The sequence below is a fragment of the Andreprevotia lacus DSM 23236 genome, from assembly GCF_900176275.1.
Classification (GTDB): domain Bacteria; phylum Pseudomonadota; class Gammaproteobacteria; order Burkholderiales; family Chitinibacteraceae; genus Andreprevotia; species Andreprevotia lacus.
Window position 1 is genome coordinate 40,849 of record NZ_FWXD01000009.1, and the last position, 19,865, is coordinate 60,713.

The 19,865-nt window shown below is 58.9% G+C and carries 25 protein-coding genes; 16 read left to right on the forward strand and 9 right to left on the reverse strand.

From position 1 onward, the window contains the following. The first annotated feature begins 49 nt into the window (after window positions 1-49). The 6 genes from B9A19_RS08950 to B9A19_RS22780 all read left to right on the forward strand — a co-directional run bounded on the left by B9A19_RS08950 (window position 50) and on the right by B9A19_RS22780 (window position 6,334). Window positions 50-379 (forward strand): phage tail assembly protein, encoded by a 330-nt coding sequence (locus B9A19_RS08950; RefSeq protein WP_084090451.1) that lies wholly within the window; start codon window positions 50-52, stop codon window positions 377-379. A 32-nt stretch (window positions 380-411) separates the two neighbouring features. Further along, window positions 412-477, forward strand: coding sequence for a GpE family phage tail protein (locus tag B9A19_RS23440; protein WP_281249555.1), 66 nt, complete (start codon window positions 412-414; stop codon window positions 475-477). Continuing rightward, a complete protein-coding gene (locus tag B9A19_RS08960) occupies window positions 474-3,314 on the forward strand; it encodes a phage tail tape measure protein (RefSeq protein ID WP_084090453.1) in 2,841 nt (946 codons plus the stop codon). The genes B9A19_RS23440 and B9A19_RS08960 overlap by 4 nt, the downstream gene beginning before the upstream one ends. Before the next feature lie 2 nt (window positions 3,315-3,316). Beyond that, the gene (locus tag B9A19_RS08965; protein ID WP_084090454.1) at window positions 3,317-3,898 is read left to right on the forward strand and encodes a phage tail protein; all 582 of its coding nucleotides are present in this window, start codon (window positions 3,317-3,319) and stop codon (window positions 3,896-3,898) included. Then, window positions 3,898-4,896, forward strand: coding sequence for a phage late control D family protein (locus tag B9A19_RS08970; RefSeq protein ID WP_084090455.1), 999 nt, complete (start codon window positions 3,898-3,900; stop codon window positions 4,894-4,896). The genes B9A19_RS08965 and B9A19_RS08970 overlap by 1 nt, the downstream gene beginning before the upstream one ends. Before the next feature lie 61 nt (window positions 4,897-4,957). After that, a complete protein-coding gene (locus tag B9A19_RS22780; RefSeq protein ID WP_217807020.1) occupies window positions 4,958-6,334 on the forward strand; it encodes a hypothetical protein in 1,377 nt (458 codons plus the stop codon). Between the two features lie 60 nt (window positions 6,335-6,394). Here B9A19_RS22780 and B9A19_RS08980 read toward each other — a convergent pair whose 3' ends face one another. The 7 genes from B9A19_RS08980 to B9A19_RS22100 all read right to left on the reverse strand — a co-directional run bounded on the left by B9A19_RS08980 (window position 6,395) and on the right by B9A19_RS22100 (window position 11,290). Continuing rightward, window positions 6,395-6,907, reverse strand: a complete 513-nt coding sequence (locus B9A19_RS08980; protein ID WP_139798751.1) for a hypothetical protein — start codon at window positions 6,905-6,907, stop codon at window positions 6,395-6,397. A 113-nt stretch (window positions 6,908-7,020) separates the two neighbouring features. Beyond that, entirely contained in the window at window positions 7,021-7,785 is a 765-nt protein-coding gene (locus B9A19_RS08985; protein WP_176216861.1) for a hypothetical protein, read from the reverse strand. Continuing rightward, on the reverse strand, window positions 7,707-8,402 hold the full coding sequence (locus B9A19_RS08990) for a hypothetical protein (RefSeq protein WP_084090459.1): 696 nt from the start codon (window positions 8,400-8,402) through the stop codon (window positions 7,707-7,709). Before B9A19_RS08990 ends, B9A19_RS08985 begins: the two co-directional genes overlap by 79 nt. Beyond that, entirely contained in the window at window positions 8,399-8,659 is a 261-nt protein-coding gene (locus B9A19_RS08995) for a hypothetical protein (RefSeq protein ID WP_084090460.1), read from the reverse strand. The genes B9A19_RS08990 and B9A19_RS08995 overlap by 4 nt, the downstream gene beginning before the upstream one ends. A gap of 5 nt (window positions 8,660-8,664) precedes the next feature. Next, the gene (locus B9A19_RS22095) at window positions 8,665-9,510 is read right to left on the reverse strand and encodes a hypothetical protein (RefSeq protein WP_139798752.1); all 846 of its coding nucleotides are present in this window, start codon (window positions 9,508-9,510) and stop codon (window positions 8,665-8,667) included. A 131-nt stretch (window positions 9,511-9,641) separates the two neighbouring features. After that, window positions 9,642-10,820, reverse strand: coding sequence for a hypothetical protein (locus tag B9A19_RS09000; protein ID WP_139798753.1), 1,179 nt, complete (start codon window positions 10,818-10,820; stop codon window positions 9,642-9,644). Between the two features lie 8 nt (window positions 10,821-10,828). Further along, entirely contained in the window at window positions 10,829-11,290 is a 462-nt protein-coding gene (locus tag B9A19_RS22100) for a helix-turn-helix domain-containing protein (protein ID WP_139798754.1), read from the reverse strand. Between the two features lie 80 nt (window positions 11,291-11,370). Between B9A19_RS22100 and B9A19_RS22105 the strand changes: the two genes are divergently transcribed. The 10 genes from B9A19_RS22105 (at window position 11,371) to B9A19_RS09040 (ending at window position 17,690) form a co-directional block, all read left to right on the forward strand. Next, a complete protein-coding gene (locus B9A19_RS22105) occupies window positions 11,371-11,679 on the forward strand; it encodes a hypothetical protein (RefSeq protein ID WP_139798755.1) in 309 nt (102 codons plus the stop codon). Window positions 11,680-11,689: 10 nt separating this feature from the next. Then, the gene (locus B9A19_RS22110; RefSeq protein WP_139798756.1) at window positions 11,690-11,908 is read left to right on the forward strand and encodes a hypothetical protein; all 219 of its coding nucleotides are present in this window, start codon (window positions 11,690-11,692) and stop codon (window positions 11,906-11,908) included. A gap of 19 nt (window positions 11,909-11,927) precedes the next feature. After that, window positions 11,928-12,308: an ogr/Delta-like zinc finger family protein gene (locus B9A19_RS09010; RefSeq protein ID WP_176216862.1), complete on the forward strand. Its 381-nt coding sequence runs from the start codon at window positions 11,928-11,930 to the stop codon at window positions 12,306-12,308. An 89-nt stretch (window positions 12,309-12,397) separates the two neighbouring features. Continuing rightward, window positions 12,398-12,943, forward strand: a complete 546-nt coding sequence (locus B9A19_RS09015) for a replication endonuclease (protein WP_084090464.1) — start codon at window positions 12,398-12,400, stop codon at window positions 12,941-12,943. 201 nt (window positions 12,944-13,144) lie between these two features. Further along, window positions 13,145-13,423, forward strand: a complete 279-nt coding sequence (locus B9A19_RS09020; RefSeq protein WP_084090465.1) for a hypothetical protein — start codon at window positions 13,145-13,147, stop codon at window positions 13,421-13,423. Further along, window positions 13,423-14,046, forward strand: coding sequence for a hypothetical protein (locus B9A19_RS09025; RefSeq protein WP_217807021.1), 624 nt, complete (start codon window positions 13,423-13,425; stop codon window positions 14,044-14,046). Before B9A19_RS09020 ends, B9A19_RS09025 begins: the two co-directional genes overlap by 1 nt. Then, window positions 14,047-16,164 carry a replication endonuclease gene (locus B9A19_RS09030; RefSeq protein WP_084090466.1) on the forward strand — a complete coding sequence of 706 codons (2,118 nt, stop codon included), beginning with the start codon at window positions 14,047-14,049 and terminating at the stop codon, window positions 16,162-16,164. Window positions 16,165-16,184: 20 nt separating this feature from the next. Next, window positions 16,185-16,418, forward strand: a complete 234-nt coding sequence (locus tag B9A19_RS22115) for a DUF2116 family Zn-ribbon domain-containing protein (RefSeq protein WP_139798757.1) — start codon at window positions 16,185-16,187, stop codon at window positions 16,416-16,418. Further along, complete coding sequence (locus B9A19_RS09035; protein WP_176216863.1) at window positions 16,415-16,687, forward strand: DUF4224 domain-containing protein; 273 nt, start codon at window positions 16,415-16,417, stop codon at window positions 16,685-16,687. The genes B9A19_RS22115 and B9A19_RS09035 overlap by 4 nt, the downstream gene beginning before the upstream one ends. 7 nt (window positions 16,688-16,694) lie before the next feature. Further along, window positions 16,695-17,690 (forward strand): tyrosine-type recombinase/integrase, encoded by a 996-nt coding sequence (locus tag B9A19_RS09040; protein ID WP_084090468.1) that lies wholly within the window; start codon window positions 16,695-16,697, stop codon window positions 17,688-17,690. Between the two features lie 19 nt (window positions 17,691-17,709). Here the strand turns inward: B9A19_RS09040 and B9A19_RS09045 are convergent, their stop codons facing one another. Then, a complete protein-coding gene (locus B9A19_RS09045) occupies window positions 17,710-18,534 on the reverse strand; it encodes a DUF4393 domain-containing protein (protein ID WP_084090469.1) in 825 nt (274 codons plus the stop codon). A gap of 451 nt (window positions 18,535-18,985) precedes the next feature. Beyond that, window positions 18,986-19,843 carry a LysR family transcriptional regulator gene (locus B9A19_RS09050; protein WP_217807022.1) on the reverse strand — a complete coding sequence of 286 codons (858 nt, stop codon included), beginning with the start codon at window positions 19,841-19,843 and terminating at the stop codon, window positions 18,986-18,988. Window positions 19,844-19,865 lie beyond the last annotated feature (22 nt).

The following is a 19,865-nucleotide window of genomic DNA, read 5'->3' on the forward strand; positions in this document are numbered from 1 at the left end:
GACCTGCAATCGGCTACGGGCCAATTCACTCTATCCCAAGGAAACCATCATGGCATCCCCAGTTACCGCAGTTGTCGATCTTGATACCCCGATCATCCGTGGCGAGCAGCGCATCGAGAAAGTCACCGTGCGCAAGCCCGGCTCGGGCGAGCTGCGCGGCGTAGCGCTCGCCAGCCTGCTGCAAATGGACGTCGACGCCCTGCATACCGTGCTGCCCCGCATCACCGACCCGCTGCTGACCAAGCAAGACGTGGCCAACCTTGACCCTGCCGATCTGGTGCAGCTCGGTTCCGAGGTCGCCGGTTTTTTGGTGCCGAAGGCCGCGCGGCCGGATGCATCCCCCACTGTGTCGACGACGCCTACGCCGACATTGCAGTGATTTTTCATTGGGGGCCGGATGTGCTCGACCCCATGTCGTTGACGGAACTGATGCACTGGCGCGAGTTGGCCAGGCAGCGAAGCGGGGTGGATGATTGAGCGGCAATGATCTCAAGCTGCGGGTGTTGATGGAGCTGGCAGATCGGGTGAGCAAGCCGCTCAAGCAGGTCATGGCCAGTAGTTCCGGGCTGGCCAAGGCCGTGCAGGCTACCCGTGAACAGCTCAAGGGGCTGGGCAAGGCCCAGCAAGAGGCGCAGGCGCTGCGCGCCCTATCGGCCGAAGCCAAGGCCACCGGCAACAGCCTGCACGTGGCAGACGCCTACGCCAAGGCGCTGGGCAGCCAGCTTGCTCGCACCGCCAATCCCACGCGGGACATGGTGCGCCAGTTCAAGGACGCCGATAAGGCAGCTGCCAAGTTGCGCGAACAGCACGCCGGGCAAACCAAGGAACTGCTGCGCCTGCGTAGTGCCATGAATGCCGCCGGGGTACGCAACCTTGCCCAGCACGAACAGCAGCTGGCCGGCGCCGTTGCCCGTGCCAATGTCGAGCTGGCCCGGCAAGATGCTGCGCTTGCACGTGCCAACAAGCGCGCCCAGCAGATGCAGTCCATCCGCCAGCGCTACGACAAGACCATTGCCGCGCGCGACAAGCTGGCCGGCGCCGGCGTGGCAATGGGTGCCGCCGGCGCTGGCCTGACCGCGCCAGTGGTGGGCATCGCCAAGGAATTTGCCAATGCCGAGAACGCCGGCATGCGCCTCAAGGTGGCCATGATGGGCGTAGGTGGTGTTGTCGGCCCGCAGTTCGACCAGATCAACCGCCAAGCCATGAAGCTGGGCGACAAGCTGCCCGGCGCCACCAGCGATTTCCAGGACATGATGACCATGCTGCTTCGTCAGGGCATGACCCCGCAAACCATCCTCGGCGGCATGGGCGAGGCCACTGCCTATCTGGCCGTACAGCTGGAAAAGACCCCGACCGCTGCCGCCGAATTCGCATCCAAGATGCAAGATGCCACCCGCACCACCGAGCGCGACATGATGGGCCTGATGGATGTGATCCAGCGCGCTTATTACCTCGGCGTTGACGACAACAACATGCTGCAGGGCTTTACCAAGCTCTCTCCCGCGCTCGACATCATCAAGGCCAAGGGGCTGGATGCTGCCAAGGCGCTGGCGCCGCTGCTGGTCATGTCCGATCAGGCCGGCATGGCCGGTGAGGCTGCCGGCAATGCCTACCGCAAGGTGTTTCAGGCCGGGCTGGATATCAAGAAGGTGGCCAAGGGCAACGCGCTGCTGGGCGGGACTGGCATCAAGCTCGATTTCACCAACGGCAAGGGCCAGTTCGGCGGCATGGACAACCTGTTTGCCCAGTTGGCCAAGCTCAAGGGCATACAGCAAGACACCAAGCGCATCGCGGTCATCAAGCAGATTTTTGGCGACGATGCCGAAACGCTCCAGGTCGTCGGCCTGCTGATCGACAAGGGCAAGGAAGGCTATGCCGAGGTGCAGGCCAAGATGGCTGCGCAGGCCGATCTGCAAACCCGCGTGAACGCCCAGTTGGGCACGCTCAAGAACCTGTGGGAATCAGCGGCCGGCACCTTCACCAACGGCCTCGTGGCCTTTGGCGAAACCATCGCGCCCGAGCTGAAAGCGCTGACCACGTGGCTGGGTGATGTGGCCGAAAAAACCGGTGCATGGGCGCGTGCCAATCCCGAGCTGGCCGGGCTGCTGGTCAAGACCGCCGGCGTGCTCGGCGTGCTGCTGGTGGTGCTGGGCACCCTCAGCATTGCGATATCGGCGCTGCTCGGCCCGCTGGCGGTGCTGGGCGCGGTGTTCTCGTTCTTGGCGGCAAACCCGATCATCATTGCCATCGGCCTGATCGCGGTGGCCGCGCTGCTCATCTACAAGAACTGGCAGCCGCTGGCCGCGTTTTTCAGCGGGCTATGGTCAAGCGTTGATGGCGTGTTCGCCAAGTACCCAATCCTGAACTGGATATTCCCCATCATCGGCATTCCACGCCTCATCGCGCGCCACTGGGGTGAAATCACCGGGTTTTTCGGGCGTGTGTGGAGTGAGGTCAAGGCGGCATTTAGCGGGGGTATCGGCGGCGTTGCCGCGCTTATCGTCAACTGGTCGCCGCTGGGCCTTTTTTATCGCGCCTTTGCCGGTGTGCTCAGCTGGTTCGGCATCGAGCTGCCAGGCAAATTCACCGACTTTGCCGGGCAGTGCATGCGCAGCGTCTGGAACGGCATCACAGCGGCAGCATCCGGCGCATGGCAGGCGGTGGGCGCGGTATGGCAAACCATCAAGGATGCCTTTGCCGGCGGCATTACCGGCGTGTCGGAACTCATCGTCAACTGGTCGCCGGTGGGCCTGTTCTATCAGGCATTCGCTGAAGTGCTCAGCTGGTTCGGGGTAGAGCTACCCGGCAAGTTCACCGAGTTTGGCCGCAACCTGATGCAGGGCATGGTCAACGGTATCACCGGCATGCTGGGCACGGTAAAGGACACGATTACCGGCGCCGCCGACAACACCGTCAGCTGGTTCAAGGAAAAGCTCGGCATACATTCGCCGTCGCGCGTGTTTGCCCAGCTTGGCAACTTCACCATGCAGGGGCTGGATAAAGGGTTGCAGCAAGGGCAGGGCGGGCCGATTTCGTCAGTGATCGGCCTTGGCAAGCAGCTCGCCACCGTGGCCGCGGGCTTCGCAGTGGGCACGGCTGCAGCTGCCGGGGTGCGTGTTGATACGCGCGCGCCGATCTCGTCGGCAGTGGCGGCGCCGGCCGGCACGGGCCAGGTGGTGCAGCTGGGCGGCATTCATATCTACCCGGCGCCAGGCATGGATGAGCGCCAGCTTGCCGAGCTGGTCGAGCGCAAGGTCGCGGCGCTGCTGCGCCAGGTCAACAACCCGCGCAGCCGTCTGGTTGATTCGGAGTAAGCATGGATTTCGACGTACTGCGCGCGCTCTATGATTCGTCGGCCGACCTCACCGAGGGCGAGCCGCCGGCAGCGCGCAACAGCAATTTGCTCAGCCTCGGCATGTTCGTGTTCCAGCTGAAAACCCTGCCGTACCAAGAGCTGCAGCGGCAAGCCAGCTGGCGCCACCCATCCGGTGCCCGTGTGGGTGCCCGGCCGGTGGCGCAATACCTTGGGCCGGACGATGAAAGCATCACGCTCAGTGGGGTTTGCCTGCCCGAGCTGACCGGTGGTGTATCGTTCATCGACCAACTGCGCGACATGGCCGATGCGGGTGATGGCTATCCCATGATCGAGGGCAGCGGCTATGTATACGGCACCTTCGTGATCGAGAAGATCGACGAAACCAGAAGCCTGTTCTTTTGGGATGGTGCCGCGCGCCGCATCGAGTTCACCATCAGCCTCAAGCGCGTGGATGATGCCGCCACGCCGCCGGCCGCCGATCAAGCCCAGGTCGACGCCATGACGGCGCGTGGCGATGCGCTGCGCAACGGCATCAACAAGCGCACGGCTGATGCCGTGGCTGCCGCCAACGGTGCAGGCTGATGACTGGCCAGCGCATACCCCGACCCATCTTCCGGGTGGTGGTCAACGGGCGCGATATTTCCAGCCTGATCGACAACCGGTTGGAATCGCTCACCGTGACTGACAATCGCGGCTTTGAGGCGGATCAGCTCGATCTGGTGCTGCACGATCATGATGGCAGCCTTGCCCTGCCGCCGCTCAAGGCCAAGGTAGCCGTGTGGCTGGGCTGGCAGGATAGCGGCCTGATCGACAAAGGGCTGTTCGTGGTCGACGAGATCGAGCACAGTGGCGCGCCGGACAAGCTCACTATCCGCGCCAGTAGTGCCGACTTTGCCAGCGGCCTGCTCATGCAGCGCGAGCGCTCGTTTCACGGCAAGACCGTGGCCGAGATCGTGGCCACTGTCGCCAAGGCGGCCAAGCTCATGCCCGCCGTGTCGCCGGCGCTGGCCGGCCAGGTCATCAGCCATATCGACCAGACCAACGAAAGCGACGCCAATTTCCTGACGCGGCTGGCCCGTCAGTTCGATGCCGTGGCCACAGTGAAAGCCGGCCGGCTGCTGTTCGCCCCGCTGGGCGCCGGCCTGACCGCCAGCGGCCAGCTGCTGCCGGCAGTGCTGATCGAGCGCCGTAGTGGTGACAGCCACCGCTACAGCGTGGCCAACCGCGATAACTTCACCGGCGTGCGCGCCGAGTACCAGAACACCAAGAAGGGCAAGAAAGGCGAGGTTGTGGCCGGCGAGCGCGACAACCTCAAAACCCTGCGCCACGTCTACGCCACGCAGAAATCGGCCGAGCGGGCAGCAAAAAGCAGCTGGAATCGCATACAGCGCGGCGTGGCCGAGTTCGGCATCACACTGGCCATCGCCCAGCCCGAGCTGTTCCCCGAGCTGCCGGCCACGGTGCGCGGCTTCAAGGCCGAGGTCGACAGCAGCGCATGGATCATCACCAAGGCCACCCACACACTGGCCGACCGGTTCAGCACCGCGCTGGAGTTTGAGTTCAAGCTCGATGATTTGTAAGTATTTTCCTTTGAACTCCGCCTTGAGTATTTTATAAATCTTTCTTAATTTACAAGTTGCAATGAGGGAAAACGCAAATTTCAACTGGGAGATTTCAGAAATGCGTGTCACTAGGCTATCCCTTCTACTCTCTGGCCTTGCTGTGGTAATGACTTTGGGTGCATGTGGCAGCCCATACAACAAAGATTTTTACGTTCAGAAAGACCCTTCCACCGAAGTGCCCAAGCCTGGAACGACCCCTTTACCATATCAACCATATGGAAAAGACGTGCATGCAATTAGTCTGGATATAAAACAACGGATGGTTTTTTTTAAAGATGGGGTTGTTTGCCCGGAGCCAAGCCCTGATGCAATATCTGCGGCCTTTTCCGAGTTGGATTTAAACGGGACGGTGGAAAATGCGGCGGCAAAGGGGATAATTGGTGCGGCATACCGATCAGGGGAAAATGCTGGTTATGTTGGGCTAAGAACAACATCCGTCCAGCTGCTACGCGATAGTTTGACTGGGATATGTTTGGCATATCTGAATACTGGCGATAAAACTGAATATCAAATTCAGTTACGCAGGCACCAGCGCTTGTTGCTTGGGCTGCTTGCGATTGAACAGTACACTCAAGCGGTTAAAGCTGAAGCAGTAGTGCTCAGCGCCATGCCCAAGCCCACTGCTAACCCTTCACCAACGCCTGAAGCTACGCCGGCCCCAACTCCCAAGCCTACTGCTGCACCTACTGCGGTACCGTCGCCTACTCCTACAAAGCCAGCAGATGCGACTAAAGCCCAAGCTCAAAAAGCAAAGCAAGACGCTTCTGCGGCCTCAGGAGAGCAACTGCCAACTCCGGGCCCGACCGCCAAGCCCGCTGCTAAACCGGTGGCCAAGGCGGTTGCCAAGCCCAAGCCAACTGCTACCCCAATACCAACCCCTCGCCCCGTTGCTGATAGCCAGGACAAGACTTCTAATAAAATTGACAAGAATGTAATCGTGCAGCTCGAGCAAGATGTTATCGGTAGTGGTTTTGCTGCTGAAGAATGCCTTAGCTTGTTTCGCGTATGGGTAAATGATCGGCAACCCATCAATGCGGATCTCCAGGTTTTAAGAGATAGCGTGTCAACGTATTGTCAAAGGATTTTGAACGTAGACGCGGTTGCAGTCGAGAATGGTGTGTTGGCGAAAGCAACACCGGCGCAAAGAACGGAATACGAGAGCTCACAGAATTTGCAGAATGGTTATGCTGCCTTGGCTAAGGGGGATGTACAGAGGGCGCGAAAGGAGTTTTCACTTGCTGAAGAGAAAAAGCCGGGTGAAAAATGCACATATGAAATAATAACGATTCTGAAATCGTCTGGTGATTCTCTTGATAAGGGAACCGCAGGTAAGCTATTGAATAAATGTAGATGGTATTTTCCCCAGTCAACAAGAGATGCATTGGAAAATATCTAGAACAAATAGCTACGCTAAGTGCTAAATAGAAGAAGCCCCGCCAAGTGCGGGGCTTTTTGTTTATGGTTGGGCTTGCCGCTGGCGCCAGGCAGCGAGGGCGGCGGGCAGTTGCCTGTTGACTGAATCCACCAACGGCTCAATCCGTTTCGAGATGGTGTAGCGCGCATACTCGCCATTGGTCAGCAGGATGGCTACACCAAAGACAAAGAGCCACCCAAAAATCAATGGAGCGATAATCGCAACAGCTGCGTTGAAGGCCATGCAGGTGCCCATTGCGATGGTAATGCACGTCAGGCCAGCCATCACCAACCAGTAGATCACTGGCGTGCCCGGGAAAATCTTCAAGTCGAACTGGTCGTCATGAAAATACAGGCCCTTTTGCCAGATTTTCGCCAGCGATTTGGCCGAGACATCCTGATGCATCAACAGGTCGAGGCCCACGCGCGCCGGCGCTGAGGCCCATATGCCAGTCTGCTTGGCAAACTGCTGCTCTTGCGCAGCCAGCGTGCTGGCGTGGTCGCTGATGAATTGCTGTTGCAGTTGGCCGACTCGAACATCGCGGCCGGCAACCACGCCGGCGTCGCCGTGAAAGTGCTGCAGATGCATAATGGATTCCTCGCGGAGTTGGTGGAAGCCACATTATGCGGTCGTGCAAAACTACCGTTCGCAATGGAAAGTGACAAATGTCACATTTCTTCGGTTATTCTCTTTTTGAGGTTGGGGTGCCGTTTGATAAATAAATTCCGTAGATCGGGTATTAGATCGACCTTTCCTGAACGTTTAAGAGCTGACCTTTCATAATGGTTGATGATTAATTCGAAATGGTCTTTGCAAAATTCCATGGAATCACCACGCGCATTTACTTTTATGTCGGCCCGTATTTTCAGTGCCAGTTCGCAGGCTCTCTGACCATATAGTGCGATGCGCTGTTTTTGGTAGATCCACATATCAAAGTGGTCTGAAATGTCCCAGACTGATTTCATCCAATATTCAACTGCATTATAATCTCGAAATACATCTTTGACTTCGGCGACAAACTCAACTGGTAGGTTTTTCCATTCTATTTCTCCTTCGAAAGAAATGGAAGGTAGCTTTAGATCATATGATTGCTCTTCGTGGTTTTCGGAGAATTCGGCTAATATTTCTTCTATGCTGGCTAGAGTGTTGCTGCAGTCCTCTGCAAATCGTTCTAGTATGTATGCTATTTCGAGTTTTATAAGCGCATGGACGTGGTTTTGTTTTTTTTTCTCCTTATGGGAGTCAATTAATTTTGCAATGAAATTCCATCCCACGGTGATGGTCGCACTGACCGCCGCACTTGACAAAATAATCAGCAGCCAATTTGGCTCTGTCACTGGTGTTGCACTCATCCTTACCCCCGATAGTTGAACTGCCACGCACCCAGCATCAGCCCCACGGTCAGGCCTGATACGGCCATGGTCAGTATCCATTGCCGGGCGCGGGTGCGTTGGTATTTCATTTCTGCGCGCAAGGCGTGCTCTTTGCAGCGCTGTGCCTTGGCCTGCTCGCCTTCCAGTGCGGTGCGCAGTTGCATGATCTCTTGCCCGGCGGCGGTGTCGGGCGCCGGTGCCATTTGCCAGGTCTGGAACAGGCCAAGCAGCTCGCGCAGCTCGTCCATGCCAAGGTCGAGAAAGCGGGTTTTGCCCCAGCGAATCACGCAATGATCTATGGCGCGGTTCTGCAATGCCGGGTCGTTGCCAATGTGGGCGCGCACCCGGGCCACCATGCGCTGTATTGCTGCGGCTTCCTCGATCTCGTCCAGCATCCTGCCCAGTACGGCCACGGCCGGCGCGTAGTGGGCGCTGCTCATGGCATCCAGCGCGTCGACTTCAATCTCGCGGAACACCCGGCCCCATATCTGGCCGACAGGCAGCCCGGGCCGCAGATTGGATACCTGCAACACCAGCTCCATCAAGTGGTTGCGCTGTGCCTGCAATATCTTTGGTCGCTCGTCTGTTGGCCGAACCAGATGAATGACGCTGCCGTGGTAATTCACATCACCACCGGCCACCACGCCCACATCCTGCCGGAAAACCTGCCCAGTCATACCCGTTGCGGTTGGTACTCAAAAACCTCGTCGTAACCTTCCGCACGGCCGGTGATGGCAAAGCCGGCTTCTTTCAGCCGCACATACTCGCCCATGCCCCAGGCGCGCACCACGCGGTAAACCTCGCCGGCCGGCGTGCGTATGGCCACATCCATGGCATGCGCGCCGCCGCCCCAAGGATCGGCTGCAACTTTGATTGCCGCATCGATCCGGTGGTCATAGGCGGGGCGTTCGTCAATCAGATATTCGTTTTCCATTTGGGTTAATGCTCTGCTGTGGTTTCGCTTTTAGCTTTGAAGTTAACAAGCAGGAAAATAGACGTTGCTGAAAATACCTCGGCAAGGATATTGGCAATTAATTGATAGGTCGGACGGTTTTGGGGTTCGGTTGTGAATTCTGGTGTAATTATATATGCGGCTACAAGCACGATTGAAAAAATCGCGATAATATTTAATGAGTAACCTGGTCGTTCGAAGGTTGCGGCAAAGTACAATAAAATTATTGATGCTAAAATATAGGCGGCGATAGGTGCAGTGTAAATAAAATATTCACAAAGGCGGCTGGGGGGTGAATGCAGGGGCGAAAGAAATAACGTTACAATGAGTGTGAGAAAAATTCCACACGGTAGAGAGACTGCAAAGTATAGAGGGCGGTCTTTTGCATCCTTTGAAATAAGCTCGGCGAGAATATGTCCACAAGGTAAAGCAATTAAAAACAAAGCGAGGGCTTTGATGTACTGTAAGGCCGGTTTTGTTCCTGGGTCGATTGTTAAAGTCGAATTTGCTCCTGAGGCAAAATCTTTTTTGATTGCTTTTATAACTTCTAGTATGTATTCAGTCGAATATTCTGATAAGGCTATGAATAGTATCGGTAAAATGTATAGGAATATGCGAGGACAGAATTTTCTGACATCTGATCCTAATAGTAAAATGGCCCCCAGTAATGCGAAAGGTAGAATGTAGTTAGGAAAGAAGAACTCGTGTTCGATGTGGATGTTTTTTGTAAGGAGGTAAAGGGCATACACCAGAGCAGGGTATATGGCTACCAAAGCAAGGAATGCTGCTGGTGTAAGTGGGAATTTGGTGCGTGGGTTGATGTTTCCAGACATTTTTCGACCCCTTGTTGAATGTGTCTGATTTGATTTTTTTACTGAATTTGAGCGTGTATGTTTGAGTTTATTGGCGAACACGCCCTGATTTTTTCTTGATTGGAATGTTCTGAGCACTGATTGACAGGAAGTTACGCACTCAACCCCAGCGCCCACTGCCGCGCCGGCAAATACTCGCCTGTCTTGGTGGACGTCACATGCCCATCAATCCGTTCGATCAGGAACGTGCGCAGCGCTTTGCGCGTGGTGCAGATCCCTTTCACGTAAATGCCATCTACCGATTGCACCATCACATTGCGGGTGGTGCATTTGCCTGCAGAATCCACGTAATCAAACTCCACTTCATCTAGGTAAACACGCTCGGCTTTGGGCTTTTTGGTACTCGGTGCTTTGGCAGCGGGCTCGGCCGGCGGCTTGGTGGTTTTGATTGAGGGGGTAGGAGCCAAAACCGGTGGCTTGCTCGGCTTGACCGGGAAGGCATCGCGGGTGCCGTCGGCGCGCCATTCGCCAGCGCTGATTTCCAGCAGCAGCTCCAGCAGATCAAGGCGCTCGTCTGCCGCGATGACGCCATCGGCCAGAATATCGGCCACTTTGGCGGCGATTGCTGCACCAGGTAGCGTGCGCTTTACCTCCGCGTGCGTATCGATCCACTTGGCGAGGAAGTGCACTTCGTCATCAAGCAGGGCGCTGTCTGCTACCAGTGCACCGCATACCGTTGTCAGTTGTTCGGCCAGTTGCTGTAGCGGGGTGGTTGGCTGTTGCTGTTCCAGCAGTTGCTTGTACAGCGCTTCGCGTTCGGTCGTTTCGGCCAATCTAACGGCTAGGCTGTCGTTCATGTAGTTGGCGTTGGCGCGGACTGTAGCCAGCTCAGCTTGCAGCGCCCGTATTTCCTTGGCGGCATCTTCCTGCACGTTTTCCAGCGTGGTACGCAACAGCGCTACTTCGTTTTGCTGTGGGGTGCTGGCTTGGGCCGGTTTATTGGTTACCACTTTGGGCGGTAGCTTCTGATCGGCTTTTGCTGGCATCGGGCTGAACCAGCGAGCCGGCCAAGAATCAGGTCTGTGTCGGCGCTGTACCTGTACCCATACAACCAAGATTGCCAGGTAAAGTGCCTCGCCAAACATGGCAAAGCCGGTTTCGGCATTGCCAATCGAACCGCCCACAAGGAACAAGGCCAGACCGCCACAAATGGCGCCAACCAGGTGCGAAACCGGCTTGCTGGTGTTTGCGGCGGTTATCTTCAGATAGAGCACGTTCCAGACCATATAGATGGCCATGACCGTTATGACGAGGATGACGAGTTCTCGCATGGGCGCCCCTACTTTTTCTGCTTGTTGATGCCGAAGGTGAAGTCGGTATTGCCGGTGATGGTGATATCCCCGGTGTTGGATTGCCCTACGTCACCTTTGAAGTTCTGCTGAACCTGTGTGGCCGCCGTGCCGGGCGGTGCCGCGCCGGCGGTACCTGCGCTTGCCGCAGCCACAGCCGCAACCGAACCGAGCGCGGCCGGCTTGAGCTGGGCGGGTATCTGGCGGTAGTGCTGCAGCAACTGTGCTTCGTCATGGGCCAGCGTTGCGCCGCCGGGCTGTCCGGTCAGCACATAAAGCACATCTACACCTGCGGCAGCGATGGCGATCAGGTAGGCCGCGTCGGGCGACCGTTCGTCGGATTCGTAGTTGGTCTGAGTGCGCCGCTGCACCCCGCCGGCTGTTGCCAAAGCCTCTTGGTTCAAGCCTAAGCGCTTACGTTCCGCTTTGATGCGCTCACCGATAGTGCTCATATGTTCTCTAAAAATATTGCATTGAGCACAATCGTGCGCAATACTCTGGTTATGGGCCACTAGACAAGGCTGATCGTAACATGTTGAAAGCAGCATGCAAGAAACGCGCGCACTTCGATGCGAACTCGCCACGCTCTGACAAGCGCGTAAAGCTTTCCCTCTCCGTGATGGAGACAGACCAACTTGCCGCCACGGCGGCCGAGCTGGGCGTAAAGGAATCGTTGTTTGCCCAAACCATGTATCGCATGGGCTTGGCCTGCTTCGTGCCGGATCGGGATGACGGTGTTTTACCGGAAGCCCTGCAGCGCCGATGTGGCCACGGCCACAAAGCCGGTGCGCCGGTGATGGCCAATACACTGGTCCACAACGGAGCTTGTCATGTGGCCTAGACCGCCGTCTTTGGATATGGACGATAGGTGGCTGCTTACCATCAATCATGTCACTGCTTCGGTTCACGCAGGCCGTTACGGTTTGAATGAGCTGCTACCACTGGCGGGCAAACTTGCGGCAGGCCTCGATCAGCAGCAATCCGAACTGTTGATCGCAGTCTTGCTGGAGCGCATGAAAGAACAGGGGCAAGGCGTGATTGCCTGCCGGTGCTGCCATGCCAAGCCTTAATGCAACGCCGGATGCCGCCATGACCAATCAAAAAAATCGTACCAGCTGCCCGCCAGCAATCCCCAGCAGCCGCCACAGCACGCCGCCGGATCAGCAGCATCAACACCCGCGCCGGGCTGAGCGTGTCGCACGTGCGCCGCGCAGCAAGCCCAGCCACGCCACGTGCCCCTACTGCGGGGCCACCCTGAATACCCGATCCAGCCGCAAGCTCAGCGAGCTGAGCACCATGCGCTATCTGCAGTGCGGCGATTTCGCCTGCGGCCGGCGCTTCAAGGCGGTGCTGGAAATCATTAGCGAGATCGTGCCAGACCCTGCGGCGCGGATTCGCGGCAGTTCATCGTTGCCGGTTGAGCACTTGCTTGGCAGCCAGCAGATGACGATGGATTTTGCCCCGGGCTGATCGGCCCGGGCTTCCTTCCCCTGATTTAACCCCCTCCCAATGCGCCCGTTTTCGGGCGTAGCGGGATTCCTTTGCCCGGAGAAATCGCAATGTCGCTGCTCGACCGCATGGCTGTACGCAAGTCCACGATCATTGAACGCCTTTACGAGCTGGAGCGCGCCGCGCTGCAAGCCGGCATGGTTTGCCTGCTGGTGACGCTGAGCACGCCGGCGCGTTTCCATCCGTCCTCGCCGCACTTCGATGGCGCCACGCCGGCCGATGCGCAGGGTTGGTTGCTGCGGGTATGGGCCAGCGCCCGTGCCACGTTGCGGGCGCAGGGCATTGGCTTTGCCGGCCTGCGTGTGGCCGAGCCGCAGCACGATGGCAACGCACACTGGCACTTGCTGCTGTGGGTTGACCCGGCGACGGCGGTGGAGCTGACCCAGGCGATCCGCGATGCGGTGCGCGAGCACTGCAGCGATGATCGCTGCGCCGTTGTGCTGCCGCTGTTGCCGGGCCGGGTGGTGGGCAGCGTCAGCCGCTATTTTGATGCGGCCGAGGCGGGCGACCGCTGGTTTGTGCTGGGCGTGTGGGCGGTGACGTGGCGTATCCGGCTGGCCACGTTCCTGAGCAACCGCAACCCGTTGGCCGCGTGAGGTTGCCATGCCATGGCTGAAAACCAATTACGCCCTGCCGAGCCAGTCGCGCGTGATGCACGCGCGCTACTCTTGGCCCGCGTGGCTGCTTTCCCCGCACTGCCGGGATCGGCTTTCGCTCGACCGCCCGAAGCGAGTACGCAACCAGCCGGGGGCCGTGCGTGGTCGCCAGCATTGCCAATCAGGTCGCTTGATATGCCGATGACCAAAGCGCAGCGCGACATGGTGGCCGAGGTGGCCGCCATCACCGCCGAGATCATGGACAACTGCGGCGAGCGCTTGCACCAACTGGCCGCCGCCATGGAGCTGCAGGGCGTGCAGATCGTGCAGCCCGCCGCCCTGCGCGCCATCGTGGTGGCGTGCTCGATGACCAATGCCCAGGCACACGACCGGCTGGCCCGCGACGAGTGCGCCCGCATGCGTGCGGTGAAGTCGGGCAGTTTTACGCGGCTGGATGAGCCGTTGCGGGCGGCGGCGTGATGAGTTTGAGCACTGTGGCCGTGCTGTTCGCTCGCGCAGACAGCACTTACAAATCGCTGCCCGGGTGTGATGTGTGGGATGCCGCACGTGATGCGCGCTGCTGGAATGGTGGTGCGCCTGTTGTTGCCCATCCCCCGTGCCGCGCGTGGGGCCGCCTGCGCCAGTTTGCCAAGCCGCGTGATGACGAGCGCGACCTCGCTCCGTATGCAATCGAGCGCGTGCGAGCAGAAGGCGGGGTGCTTGAGCATCCGGCGCATTCCAGCTTGTGGGATGTGCTGAGCCTGCCGAAGCCAGGTCAGGGCCGTGATGAATTCGGCGGCTGGACATTGCCAGTCATGCAGCACTGGTGGGGGCATCGTGCGGAAAAGGCGACGTGGCTTTATATCGTGGGCATCAACGCGGCCGAGTTGCCGGAAATCCCCATGGTGCTGGGGTCGTCCACGCATGTGATTGCGCAAAGCAAGACCCGCACGAACGGCCTGCGCCGCCGCAAAGGGCAGGCTGGTTGGCGCCCCGAGGTGAGCAAGGCCGAGCGTGAGGCGACACCCCCCCCTGTTCGCGCAGTGGTTATGCGAGGTGGCGCGCCGCTGCCGTCATGGGCTGCCGTCCGGGCAGGGCGTTGAATGACCGCTGCCAGCCAGATTGCGGCCGAGATCGCATCGCAGATCGCGCAAGCGCGCTTTGCCGCGAGCAACGATGGCCCGGCCACTGACCCAATCCAGCGTGTGCGCTATCGGGTTGAGCGCAGCCAGGTGGCCGACTTTGACCGGCTCTCGATAGGCTTGCCCGACTACCTGAAACGCCCGCTGCGTGCGAGCTGGCACCGGCTGCGCAAGCAGAAAGAGGCCGGGGCGTTGGCCCGTGCCAATACCTTCGTGCGCGAGTTCATGACCGAGTTACCCACCGTAGCCGGTGGTTTGCCCATCGGAATGGATGACGATGAACTCGGCAGCGTTGCCCATGCTGCTGCCAATGACTGCGCAAAGATCATGGCGCAGGCGGAATCGGGCGAGGCCGTGCCCGTGGTGGCGGCCGGTGGCCGCTGCGTGCGCCGGCCGCGCTTTGTGCTGGAGGCATTTGCCAAGGCGCTGGATATGGGCGTGCTGCCGTCGCTGGACGGCTTGACCCCGGCACAGTTCGACACGCTGCAGAAGCGGTTGGCTGATGAGAAGTGGTGGCGCGGGCGCCTCAAGCGCTTTGTCACCCGGGCGGTAGAGCAACTGCTGATCCGCTTGGGCTGCGTGCATCGCAAGCGCTCGCCCTATCTGTCCGAAGGGTCGTTGACCCGTTTGCTGGCCCGCGATGCCCGTAATGAAAAAGCGCTGGCGCTGGCCGAGGCGACGAACGAGCGCGGCCAGACTTACACATTGGCCGAGTTGAGCCGCCGCACGGTGGCCAACCCTGCGATCAGGCGTACCGAGTTGATGGTGAGGGTGCGTGGCACCGAAGAACTGATGAATGCGCTGGGCTACGAGGGCTATTTCATCACCATCACGGCACCGAGCAAGTACCACGCATGTAGCGACAAGTACGGCACCAATGGCAACCCGCGCTATAACCCGCGCGACACGCAGGACTATCTGTGCGCCAACTGGGCGCAGTGCCGTGCGCAGTTCAACAGCAAGCACAACCAGATACCTGTGATCGGTGTCCGGGTGGTTGAACCCCATCACGATGCAACGCCCCACTGGCACATGCTGGTATGGGTGCCGCCGCACCAGGCAGAGAAGATGCTCGCCATCATGCGCGCCAAGGCGCTGGAGGTGGACGGCTGCGAGCCGGGCGCGGCCGACCATCGCATGACGGTGGAGAAGATCGACCCCCGCAAAGGGTCAGCGGTGGGGTACATCGCCAAATATCTGGCCAAGAACATTGATGGCGAGTTTGTGGGCACCGATGACGAATCGGGCCTTGCTGCCGACAGTGGCGCGCGCCGTGTGGCCAAGTGGGCAACGTGCTGGCGCATCCGGCAGTTCCAGATGTTTGGCCAGCCGCCGGTGACGATCTGGCGCGAGCTGCGCAAGGTGCGCGCGTTGAACCCCGAGCACGGCGACGAGCTGATCTTGCGCCCGCTGCATGCGGCTGCCGATGCCGGCGACTGGGCCAGGTACTGCAATGCCTATCGCAGCGTGCAGGGCGGCCTGCGGATCGGCTTCGAGCAGCTGACCGAGCCGAACAAAACCAGCGGCGAAATGCTGATCCCCCTGAACAAGTACGGCGAACCCAAGTTCGTGCGTGCGGCCGTGGCCGTGTTCGACGGCACCGGCGAGGTGATTGAGCGGATTCAGACCCGGCTGCATGAGTGGGATGTGAAGTGGGGTCGCGACCAGACTGTTTCCAACCTCTTGGGCCGCATTGAGGCGGCGCCTTTGGGTGTTGATTTTGAGCGCAGCGGCGCAGCCGCGAGCACTTGGACTTGTGTGAATAACTGTAATCGGTCGGAGCGGGATGACCTCGCGCAGCGGGATTTGCTCCACCGATTGGATCAGGAAATCGCGTCCATTCAGACCGATTCAGCGGCGCAGATTGCGACGCCAGATTTTGCGGCAGCGCTGAACCAGCTTGCTGCCCGCAACCGAACCACCGCCCAGCGCGGCAGAAGCTACAGCCAGGCACTGGCAGACCTCGACGCGACCATAGCCCGGGTGGCCACACACAGCCCGGCCGGTGCCGGGCATCTGCGGGAGCAACGCGCTGTACTCGAATCAATCGGCCCGGCGGCCTATGACGTCCGGCCTTGACCAGCAAAGGAGGCAACACCATGAGTAAAGCCATCGATCTATCCAGCGACCGCGAGCAGCTGGAGCGCGACCAAGCCCTTGCGCGGCTGCGGGCCAATGCCAAACGGGAAACACCAGCGCCGTCCGGCGAGTGCTCGTGGTGCGGCGACCCGACCGAACCGGGGCAAGTATTCTGCTGCAGCGAATGCGCCAAGGACTGGCAGGAACACAATCGCCGCCGGCAGCTGGCTGCCCGCATTGGTGGCCGCGCATGATGGCTACCGTACCGGTGGTCAATCTCGTGCCACCGTCGCCGTGGCTATCCCGCGACGAGCTGCTTGAGCTGGCCGGTGTGCCGGCAGAGCAGGGCGCTGCGGCGAGAATCCGCCGCTGGTTGAAGCGCAACCACATTCCCTATCTTTCCGCCGTCAACGGCTGGCCGCAGGTCAGCCGATTGAAGGTGCGCCAGGCACTGGGCGAAGAGATGGCCGGGCCGTCGCAAGGCGAGCTGACGCTCGAACCGAATTTTGATGCATTGAACTGAGGGCACCATGGGCCGCTTGAAATCGAAGAACCGTGATCTGCCGGCGCGCATGTTTGCGCGTGAAGGCGTGAAGGGCACCACGTACTACTATCTTGCCGACAAGCCAGAGGGCGGGCGCAAGTGGGTGAACCTTGGGCGGGACAAGGTTGCTGCGATCAAGCTATATGCCGATCTCGACAATGTGCAGCCGGAAGCGAAGCCGGAGAATCTGTTCTCCGAGGTGGTGGCCCGCTACAAGCGCGAGGTCTACCTATCCAAGAAGCCGGCCACCCAGCGCGACAACGACCGCGAGTTTGCCAAGCTGCTGGCGGTGTTTGGCGCCTTGCCCATCGACAATATCAAGCCGGTGCATGTGCGCAAATACATGGACATGCGTGGCAAGAAGGCCAAGATTCGGGCCAACCGGGAAAAGGCGCTGTTGTCCCACCTGTTCAACATGGCCAGGTCGTGGGGGCTGACCGAGTCGCCCAACCCGTGCGACGGCATCAAGGGTTTCAAGGAAACAGGCCGCGACAAATACGTGTTCGATGACGAGTTCCGCGCGGTCTATGAAGCAGCCGAGCAGCCGTTGCGCGATGCCATGGATTTGTATCTGCTGATGGGCCAACGCGTGAGCGATGCGCTGAAGCTCAAGCGCACCGATATCCGCGATGGCCGAATCTGGACGCGGCAAGGCAAGACCGGGAAGCTGGTTGGCATGCTGATCGCTGGCGAGCTGGAGGTGGTGATCAAGCGCATCCTCGCCCGCGCCCCGGCCGGCAAGGTGATCCCGCTACACCTGCTGCTGGATGCGAAGGGTGAGGGCATGACGTATGCCAAGCTACGCCGGATGTTTGACCAGGCACGCGAGAAATCCGGTGTGACTTTCCAGCTGCGCGATCTGCGGGCCAAGTCCGCGACCGACGAGGATAGCTTGCTTGTGGCCAATGAGCGGCTGGCGCATTCGAATATGACGATGACCAAGCACTACCGGCGGGCTACGAAGGTGGGGCCGCTGAGATAATATAAAATCGAATTTTTTGCTAAGAACTCAATTTAGGGGCTAGGCAAGCATTGGCGAATAGCCTCCCCATAGAGGTGATTCGAAGAAATTTTCTTTCAATCGAAAATGAGCAGTCAGGGTCTTTTTGAATCAGTTCCTTGATGTCGATCACAAGCTTGTTGTTTTCGAGTTCAGTGTAGTTGCTGGAATCAACGTACTCTAGACCGACAGGGATTTCTGCCAATCCTAGTCGGCACAAATTATCAATATAAACGGGTGTGTTTTCATTGTGTTCTACCCCGGCAAATTCCCCGATTAATGAAAAGTTGCTGAGGATTTCGTGTGTGCCACGTGTTGGCATGGATTGGTTATGCCCTTCGCGTTTAATGGTGATAATTGGGTAATTGATTGGAAATGGAAAGAGGGCGATTATTTTTGCTTCGTCGGAAGTCAATTGCTTGATAATTTCTACAAATGACGGGTGCGCATAATGAGCTGAGTTTTTACTCATTGATGTGGCCAGTAAATTTGCGTAAAGATCGCTTAGGCTGGCCTCAAAACCAGCGTAGCGAAGGGCCTCTAGAGCAGGCCCTGCGATATTAGGCTTAGGGGAGACGATTTCTTCTGGTGGGACGTGTTTGAGCTTTTCTGCCACTTTGCTTGCGACAAAATCCCTGATCTGGTCATAGCCCCATACCAGCATGCTGACAGGGGCTAGCGCGACATTTATCGTTTGAGCAACAGTACCCAACGCCTTGCCAAGTTCTTTGGCTGCCGGTTGTACGGCGTCCTGATAGATCGGAACCGCTTTTACAAGCTCTGTTACAGCGCCAACAGTATCTTTCAGTTTTTCATCACTGCTCATCGGAGATCCTTATATGCAGTACTTGGACACGTTAGGGCAGGTAAGCCCCTTCGTGCCTCTGCAACATTCATTAACACAGGCTAGTTTTCTCAGCGGCTGTAGGCGGCACTTAAAACTTACAAATTGTTGTTAATTGTCTCTATGGTCATGATTGTAAAGGATTTGTGTGTGGACTTAAAATCCCTCGACTTCGGTTGTGCCGGTTCGACCCCGGCTCGGGGCACCACCAAGAATGACGCGGGTACAGCGATGCCCCCGCGTTTTTTCTTGCCCGGACTCTGTTCCGCATTTTTGCGTTTGTTCCGCATCCTGACCGAAAAGCGCATCGGCGGGACGGGCTGACCGTCTTGCCTATCATGTGCCGGATATATGTATCCGTGGTGCGCGGGGCCGAGTGATTTGCAGGCCCTGGGCATCATCTTGTTGCTTTGGTCATGCACTTCCGCCCCTGCTACTGCTGCAATGCCGCGATAAATCCCGACACTTTCAGCGGAACAAAGCGGTTGCGCGGGTAGTTGGCCCAGATGCCATCGGTCATGGTGTAGGCGCCCAGCAGGCTGCGCAGGGCGCCGCTGGCGATGTGCTGGTGCACATAATAATCGGGCAACTGCACCAGCCCGAGGCCGTTGAGTGCGGCGTTGACGAGGGCGGCGCCGCTGTTGCAGCGCAATTTGCCGGCCACGCTGATCTCGCGCATGCGACCATCCGGCTCCTTGAAGCGCCACACATTGACCGTGCCGACCAGGCACTGGTGCTGTTTGAGTTCGGCCAGGGTGTGTGGCTCGCCGTGCCGTGCCAGATAGCCGGGCGATGCGCAAACGTAGTGCGTGCGGGTACCCAACTGTTTGACCATCAACGATGATTCGTCCATCGGGCCCAGCCGGATGCCCAGATCGTAACCTTCGGCCACCAGATCGATCTTGCGGTTATCGAGATTGAGCTCGGCGGTGACTGCCGGGTGATCTTGCAGATAGCGGTGCAGCACCGGGGCAATCACGCTTTCACCGTAATGCACCGGTGCGGTGATGCGCAGGTGCCCGTTGGGCCGATCCAGTGCATGGGCCAGCGCTTGCTCGGCCTGGCGCAGGCCGTCCAGCAAGGGGCGGCAATGCAGGTAGTAGAGCTGGCCGGCCTCGGTCACGCTGACCTTGCGGGTGGTGCGGTACAACAGTCGCGTGGCCAGCCGTTGCTCCAGTGCCGATACCTGCCGGCTGACCTGTGCCACCGACAGCCCCAGCCGTTGCGCCGCGCCAGTGAAACTGTGCGTTTCCACCACGGCAACGAATTCGCTCACCCCTAGCCAATCCATGATTTTTACCTGTATGCAAAAA